Origin of the sequence: Pseudoalteromonas sp. AOP7-A1-14, from assembly GCF_052376275.1 — a bacterium.
GTDB lineage: Bacteria > Pseudomonadota > Gammaproteobacteria > Enterobacterales > Alteromonadaceae > Pseudoalteromonas.
The window spans coordinates 1-1,535 of the sequence record NZ_JBQSVO010000233.1 but is presented as its reverse complement, the minus strand read 5'-3'; the positions used below and the strand labels follow the sequence as shown (position 1 = coordinate 1,535).

2 protein-coding genes are annotated in these 1,535 nt (G+C 39.0%); both read left to right on the top strand.

The window, feature by feature from the left end; translation table 11 throughout:
* On the top strand, nt 1–1,204 hold a 1,204-nt coding region (locus tag ACT3RM_RS17805), incomplete at its 5' end, for a TonB-dependent receptor (RefSeq protein WP_444511506.1).
* A 146-nt stretch (nt 1,205–1,350) separates the two neighbouring features.
* Nucleotides 1,351–1,535: hypothetical protein (locus tag ACT3RM_RS17800; RefSeq protein WP_444511505.1), on the top strand; the 185-nt coding region annotated here is incomplete at its 3' end.

Sequence of the window (1,535 nt, the reverse complement as noted above, 5' to 3'; positions counted from 1 at the left end):
TGGTGCGAGTTATAAAAGTTATTGGGCGATTGATGACTTTTTATCAAGCCGAATTGCGGCTGAGGATGAGCGCTTTACGAAAGAGCACTCTGCCGCTGAAGGGGTATATTTAGAGTATAAAACAGCTTACACAGAAGCGGAACATCAAGAAATAAGGGAGCAAGAGAGAGAGCAGTATAGCGATCTTTTCTTAGGCGATGCTGCAGGCCTTGAAGACTTTTTAAGCTACCTTGAAGATGTCCGAGAAATGAAAAATAAAGTCAATTTAGAGCCTTGGTTACATAATGGTGAGGGTAAATACCGCAGAGCAAATAATATATGTGTTAACGGTGAATTGAATAACGTAGCTAATTATATAGAAGGCAGTTGTCGCCAAGCGGGTGGGCCTGTTAATGAGTACGAGAAGCCAATTGAGGGCGGTAAAAAAAAGGGCAGCCACTGGGCTCCAGGATTTGCTGCAACTTATTTACTTAATGAACATAGTCGAGTGTACATACGTTATACCGAGGGCATCCGCTTCCCGAGTATGTTCGAAAGTACTTTAGGCTTCTCGGCTAATAACAACCCTTACACAGATATTAAACCAGAGCATACCTATAATTATGAAACTGCGTTTGTACATAACTTTGAACAAGGGGACATTAAATTAACCTACTTTCATCATAAAACAAAAGATGTCATAGAACGCTCAGGTAATTTACTTCGTTTTTATAATATTGATAAGCAAACGCTGCAAGGATTTGAGTTTCAAGGCCGCTATGACAATGGTTCGTTTTTTGCTGATTTAAGTTTATCTCACATGACTAAGAATGAAGTCTGTGATGAAAGCCTTGCAATTACTCAGGACCCTGTCGAGGGCTCTGTTCCTAATTGTGTACATGCTGGTTTTGCAGGTGGTTACTTAAGTGATCAAGCTATTCCTAATGACTCGGTTAACTTGAGCCTTGGTGGTCGTTATTTCGAAAATTCCTTAGAAACCGGATTACGAATTGTGTATTTATCAGCCAATAAAACTGAAGAAGATCTTGAGCGAGATAAAGCGCTGACTTTTGACGCATACGCAAAGTATATTTGGAGTGAGCGCCTTAACGTTGAGTTAGTAGCCACTAACTTGACTAATCTTTATTATATTGACCCACTGGTTCGTTCGAGCGTTCCAGCTCCTGGTAGAACTGTGAAGTTAAAACTACAAATGAACTTTTAATTTATTGAATTAGCTTAAAAAATAAACCCACAAACTAAATAGTTATTATTTTTTGTGGGTTTTTATTTTTCGTTCGGTGTAGTTAATGAAAGCACCTTAGTTGTGCTTTTTATTTCATTGATTTTTTATTTAAAAGGAACTGAAAAATGAACAAATTATTCGCAACACTCGCCGTACTTACAACCACTTTTAGCTTTGCTGCCCATGCAAATTACGTAGGTACTCAAAATGACAATACCAATATTGAAGTAGGAGAGTCTACGGTTAATGGTGGTCCTCATGTAGCAGGTCGAGCTGGTATTGGCATTGCGGCAATGGGCTCTACTCAACA